The organism is Rhodococcus sp. 14C212 (genome assembly GCF_011058195.1).
In the GTDB taxonomy this organism is placed as follows: domain Bacteria; phylum Actinomycetota; class Actinomycetes; order Mycobacteriales; family Mycobacteriaceae; genus Rhodococcus; species Rhodococcus aetherivorans.
Genome location: NZ_JAALEH010000071.1, coordinates 23,228 through 29,227, shown reverse-complemented (window position 1 = coordinate 29,227; position 6,000 = coordinate 23,228). Strand labels below are relative to the sequence as shown.

Sequence of the window (6,000 nt, the reverse complement as noted above, 5' to 3'; positions counted from 1 at the left end):
GTTGTCTTCCACAGTGATCGCGGAGCGCAGTACACCTCGGCTGTATTTGCGGAATTCTGTGCTGCACATGGGATTCAGCAGAGTCGTGGACGTGTGGGGTCGTATGACAACGCGATGGCAGAAGCGTTCAACTCGTTGTTCAAGGCCGAGTGCATTCGCAATCCCGTGATGCGTCCACGCGGAGGCTGGCGGGGCGTGGGAGACGTCGAGTGGGCGGTCGCCGAGTACATCGACTGGTTCAATCATCGCCGCTTGCATGGCGAGATCGACCACGTTCCACCTGCCGAGTACGAGGCCGCCTACTGGTCGAATCACACGGCGGCCGACTACCGTGAGACACCGGTCCCCGCTGAGGCCGGAACCAGATAGCCGAGCCTCCGCCGAACTCGGGGCGATTCAGACCGGCGAGCGATCGCACGCGCGCAGCCGTGCCTGCAGAATCTCGAATTTCCCGGCACGGACGGGCCGCCACCTGTCGCAGCATGCCCGCCTGCCGATCGGCTCTGAAACAGGGAAGCGCTCAAGCGAAACTATTCGACCCATTTCGACAACGAGCCTGTAGTCTTTGCACGCTGTAGGTAGGGACACTCCCTGAAGACGCCGATCCGGTTGAAGCACGATGGAATGTCGTGGGCATCTCGCTTGGTCAACTTGATTCTCGCACAATGAATTTCACGGGAAGCCGCGTCGATTCGGTGTCGCCGTCGCGAACGAGTTCGAGCAGGCGGCGAACCGCGGTGACGCCGATGTTGTGCGCCGGTGAGCGCACGGTGGTGAGCGGCACCGGGAGCTGCGCGACGACGGGAATGTCGTTGTAACCGACGACGGCGAGATCACCGGGGATGGACAGGCCCAAATCGCGGGCAACACCGAGGATGCCGATCGCGATGGTGTCACTGACCGCGAAGATGGCGCGGGGACGATCGGAGTGATCCAGCAGGATCCGCGCAGCTTCCACTCCCCCGGCGACATCGAAGCTAGACCGCACGATCCGCTCGGACGGGAGCGACACCGAGGCATCCTTCACGGTGTTGACGAAGCCGTCGCGCCGGTCGCGGGCGGTGCTGGCGTGGTCGGGGCCGGCGATGATCGCCAAGTCCTCGTAGCCCCGGTCGAGCAGGTGCCGGGCGGCCAGTGCCCCGCCCCGGTAGTCGTCGCCCACCACGAACGGCAACCCCGCGTCGGCATGCCGGGTGACCGCGAGGATCGGCAGCGATCCTAGTGCCAGTGAGTCGACGAGCGCGCGACCCGGAAGGTGCAGGCTGCTCAGCAGCAGGCCGTCGACCTGCCGGCCCACGAGCAGCGCGATGGCGCGGCGCTGTGCGTCGAGGTCGTCGGGCGGGCTCGACAGCAGCACCGAGTAGCCCGCCTTCGTGGCGGCTTCCTCGATACCCTGGTAGGTCGTGGCGACCACCCCGTCGGTGAGGCGCGGCATGACGACACCGAGGGTGGTCGTCTTGCGGGTACGCAGGCTCGCCGCCCACAGGTTGGGTCGATATCCCAATTCGGCCGCCACCTCCCGCACCCGCTGGGCGGAGTCCGACCAGCCGTCGACCGGTTCGGGCTGGCGCAGCACCCGAGAGGCCGTCGAGACGTGGACGCCGGCGCGCTCAGCGATCTCCTTGAGCGTCGGGGCGCGGTCCGGTCGGGGCATTCGGCTCTCCTGCCTGTCTCGCATCGAGTTCGCTTTCCGGGTTGACGGGCCCGGAACATGCCCTTAGCGTATGCCATGCAATCCTCTGTGCAAACGTTCTCGCAATCGTTCTTACAAGCGTTCCTCGACCCCCGGAGAAGGCCATGTCCCACGCTCAGTCGCTCACCCAGCTCTTCGCTCTCGACTCGCTGCTCGAGCCTGAAGAGATCGCCATCCGCGACACCGTCCGCAAGTTCGGTAACGAGCGCATCCGCCCGCACGTGGCCCGGTGGTTCGAGGATGCCGAGCTCCCGGCGCGTGAGCTGGCCAGGGAGCTGGGGCAGCTCGGCGTGCTCGGCATGCACCTCGACGGCTACGACTGCGCCGGCATGAGCGCCACCGCCTACGGCCTGGCGTGCCTCGAACTCGAGGCCGTCGACTCGGGCATCCGCAGCCTGGTCTCGGTGCAGGGCTCGCTGGCGATGTTCTCCATCCACCACTGGGGCAGCGAGGAGCAGAAGCAGCAGTGGCTGCCCCGCATGGCCGCCGGCGAAGCCATCGGCTGCTTCGGCCTGACCGAACCGGACTTCGGCTCCAACCCCGCCGGGATGCGCACCCACGCCAAGCGCGACGGCGATGACTGGATCCTGAACGGCACCAAGATGTGGATCACCAACGGCTCGATCGCCGATGTCGCCGTCGTCTGGGCGCAGACCGATCTCGAGGAGGGCGCCAAGGGCATCCGCGGTTTCGTCGTCCCCACCGACACCCCCGGTTTCTCCGCTCCGGAGATCCACGCCAAGCTGTCACTGCGCGCCTCGGTCACCTCCGAACTCGTCCTCGACTGTGTGCGCCTGCCCGCCTCGGCGATGCTGCCGAAGGCGCAGGGACTGCGCGGGCCGCTCACCGCCCTCGGCGAGGCTCGCTTCGGCATCGTGTTCGGCGCGATCGGCGCCGCCCGCGACTGCCTCGAGACGGCGATCGACTACGCACAGTCCCGCGAGGTGTTCGACAAGCCACTCGCCGCGTACCAACTCACCCAGGCCAAGCTCGCCGACATGGCCCTCGAGGTCGGCAAGGGACACCTGCTCGCCTACCACCTCGGCCGCATCAAGGACCGCGGCGAGATCACCCCCGAGCAGGTCAGCCTCGGCAAGCTCAACAACGTCCGTGAGGCCATCGCGATCGCCCGCGAATGCCGGACCATCCTCGGCGCCAACGGAATCACGCTCGAATACCCCATCATCCGTCACGCCAATAACCTTGAGTCGGTACTGACCTACGAGGGCACCTCCGAGGTGCACCAGCTGACCATCGGGAAGGCGCTGACCGGAGAGGCCGCCTTCCGGTGACCGAGCAGAGCGCACTCGTGGCGAGCGCAGCGACGGGAATGTAACCGGCGCGTTGGAGGGGCTGGTGATCGCCAGAATGATTCGGCTGCCGTGGCCTTCGACCGCGCCGGAACTGTAGGGCAAGGTCAGGCCGCTGCGTACCGCATCGTGGTCGGTCTCCCATTTTCGCCTTGCCTCGGTGGGTCTCGTCGATACCGAGGACGGTCACCGGCTCGGGTTCGTCGTCGAGGGCGGTGTCGACGACGGCGACGGCGACGGCGACGGCGACGACCCGATCGTGGACGGTGTGCCCCGGCACCGGTACTCGGCGGCGGCCACCGAGCGGTCATCGTTGAGGACGACCGCGCCCATCATCGTCTTCGCCCGCGGGGTGACCCGAGTGCGGGAGGGATGCCGCGCACCGGTTCGGTGAATACCTTACGAATCGCAGACTATGTTGGTGCATAACCGCTTCCGCTTGATCCACTCGAGTCGGGGACGGTCGGGGCCGACCTGCACATCGCGGGGACGGTTGGTGACCCAGCCCTTCGACCGTGTCGATTTCTGCCCGCACTGCGGGCACACCCCGACCCACCGGGGGTCGGTGCCGAGCCGGACGATCCGGCTGCCGTCGTCGAGGCGCCGCACCGATTCGACGACGACGCCGTCGAGATCGAGCAGCAGTGAGCCACTACTGTGGAGCATGCCCGCGTTCCTTGCTGGTCTGGTTGCCTGAAGAACACCCAGCTCACAAGGGCGCGGGCCCTTTCTCGATCACCGACACGGCACGGGGTCGGACGACATCCCGCCCCTACCGACTGCGAAGAGATTCCCTAACGGTTGTCAAGGGGCTGGGCGGAGTTCGGGTGGCCAACCGACGGGCGCGGGGAAGCGACTCCACGTTCTCCGGTGCTGGGATGTGCGTGGAGCGATGCTGGTCCGGCGGCAGGGGTGGTCGGCTCGACGACGAGTAGCTGGGCGGGGGTCGTCGGTCCGGTCCCGTAGGGGCGCTTCGGGTTGTCCGGTTGGTCAGCGCGTCCTTCTTGCCTTCCGCGAGACGTCGGCGTGGGCGCGGGTCCTGTCCCTGGTGGCCGGGTCGACGCGGTAGCGGGTGGTGATGATCTCCTTGGCTTCTCGTGCGGTGACGGGTGTGCCGTCGGTGTCGCGCAGCTGGTACGGGTGCCCGGTGGTGAGGGTCACCCAGGTACGTTCGGCGAGTGTGCGGGCCACGGCGATGGTCGCCTTGGTGTGGCAGTGCGCCCGCTGGGTCATCAGCCGGTGGTAGAACGCCGCGAGCTGCGGATCGGTGCGCCGGGCGGCGCCGGCGGCCTGGAAGAACGCCAACCGCAGCGGTGCCGGTCCCTCCTTCGTAATCGCCCGCCCGCGGTGGTCGGTGGTCCCCGACGACCAGGACGGGCGGGGTGATACCCACGTAGGACGCGGCCTTCTTGGCCGAGGCGAAACCGGTGCCGTCGCCGAGGAACGCGCGTACCGTCGGCGCGGTCACCGGACCCATCCCCGGCACCGAGCACAGCAGAGTGTCGTCGCCGTAGAGGTGTTCCCACCAGCGGGTGCTGTGGACGGTCAACCGTGCCACTCGGGCCCGATCGTCGGCGAGGTCGATCAGGTGCTCGGTGACGTCGACGGCGAGGGCGTCGAGGTCGAGATGACCGGTCCAGAACGCGACCCACCCGGACGCGGCGGTCTTGACGGCCTCGGCGCGGGCCGGGGTGTCGACGACCCCACGGGTGTGCGCGGCGATCACCGCGGTCAGCGTGGACCGGCGGGCACCGGCCAGCGAGCGGAGGTCCGGCCACCGCTCGAGCACCGCCGTCGCGGTCGGCAGCGATCCGCCGAATGCCGTCCACACGTCGACAAACGCCCAGCGCGGCGACGACATCAACCGTCTCTTTGGATCTGTTCGCGTCGGTGACCGCACCCGCGCGTCGGAGCACCGCCCGCCGCAGCGCCGGCTGCGCCGGGGACGGCAAGGTCAACGGTGTCAGCTCGAAAACCTGCCCGGCCCGGGTGAGGACGTCGGCGTCGAGGACGTCGGAGGTGTTCGTGCCGGCAACGGCGCCGCGCAGCCGGGCGCAGTGGCGGGCACCGACCAGGTGCATGGTGCCACCGGCCCGCCTCGACGGCGACCGCGAGCGGGAGCCAGGTCGTCGAGGTCGGTTCGACGGTGGCCTCGATGTCGTCGTACCCGGTCAGCGTGTCGGTCAGCGTCCGCAACCCCGCCGGCGTGGGTCAGGCGCTGAACCGGGTCGGGGTGCTCTGATCGTCGGTGCGGATCGCGATGTGGTGACGGGCGGTGATCGCCGCGTCGATGCCCACCAGCGTGCGCGTGCCGTGTCGTGGACCACCCGTCGCGGCAGGGTTGTCGTGGTCGTGCACGAGGGTTCTGTCTTCCTCGTCAATCAGATTGTGTTGATGAAGAGTTCGACGCATTCGTGGGCCGCCCAGCCAACCGCCGCGGGGGAACTCGTCCATGAAGGAGAACCCCCGTGCACCCAGCGGGTGTCGTCCGGCCGTCTCCGCATCCCCGCCCACTCACACCTCGGGAGTTCACGTTCGGCTCCCCGCGCTTGTGGATGATTCGGTGCCATGCCGGGACGCATCGATGCTGTGCACCTCCACCTCCAGACCACCAATTCCCTCAACCGGGTCAGCTCGGGAGACGGGACGGAGGAGACGATCTCTTTCACGAGCCCGAACGCTCAGCCGAAAAGCGGCGCGTCCTCCGACCCTCCCGAGGCCACCGTACGTGACCTACCCCCCACAAAAGGGGCACTACAAGAGATACAAGCCGCTTTGGTCTGGGTAAGCAGTTTCTGCGCCACCTATTGGGAATCGATCTTCAGCTCGCGAACGCGAACTTCGACTACATCGGGATTGTCTACAACCGGCAACGGCGGCATTCTTCCCGACTACCGCACCCCGATCGAACACGAACTCCGCTCCGAGAGGAACTTCATCCCCGCCCGAGACTCGTCACCGAAGGTGGAAACCAAGTGGAAGGGCCGGTCAAGATGT

The 6,000-nt window shown here is 67.6% G+C and carries 4 protein-coding genes and 2 pseudogenes; 2 read left to right on the top strand and 4 right to left on the bottom strand.

What is annotated here, in order from left to right; genetic code table 11:
* On the top strand, positions 1 to 369 hold a 369-nt coding region (locus G6038_RS23240), incomplete at its 5' end, for an integrase core domain-containing protein (RefSeq protein ID WP_206025496.1).
* Positions 370 to 646: 277 nt separating this feature from the next.
* Here G6038_RS23240 and G6038_RS23235 read toward each other — a convergent pair.
* Positions 647 to 1,678 (bottom strand): LacI family DNA-binding transcriptional regulator, encoded by a 1,032-nt coding sequence (locus tag G6038_RS23235; RefSeq protein ID WP_165040121.1) that lies wholly within the window; start codon positions 1,676 to 1,678, stop codon positions 647 to 649.
* A gap of 119 nt (positions 1,679 to 1,797) precedes the next feature.
* On the opposite strand from G6038_RS23235, the gene G6038_RS23230 reads away from it, so the two are divergent.
* Positions 1,798 to 2,985, top strand: a complete 1,188-nt coding sequence (locus G6038_RS23230) for an acyl-CoA dehydrogenase family protein (protein ID WP_165040119.1) — start codon at positions 1,798 to 1,800, stop codon at positions 2,983 to 2,985.
* A gap of 163 nt (positions 2,986 to 3,148) precedes the next feature.
* On the opposite strand, the pseudogene G6038_RS31565 reads toward G6038_RS23230, so the two are convergent.
* The 3 genes and pseudogenes from G6038_RS31565 to G6038_RS23210 all read right to left on the bottom strand — a co-directional run.
* Positions 3,149 to 3,716, bottom strand: a pseudogene (locus tag G6038_RS31565) (transposase family protein); the annotation flags it as partial.
* 277 nt (positions 3,717 to 3,993) lie between these two features.
* Positions 3,994 to 4,359, bottom strand: a pseudogene (locus tag G6038_RS31955) (IS110 family transposase); the annotation flags it as partial.
* Between the two features lie 855 nt (positions 4,360 to 5,214).
* Positions 5,215 to 5,457, bottom strand: a complete 243-nt coding sequence (locus G6038_RS23210; protein WP_165040113.1) for a hypothetical protein — start codon at positions 5,455 to 5,457, stop codon at positions 5,215 to 5,217.
* Positions 5,458 to 6,000 lie beyond the last annotated feature (543 nt).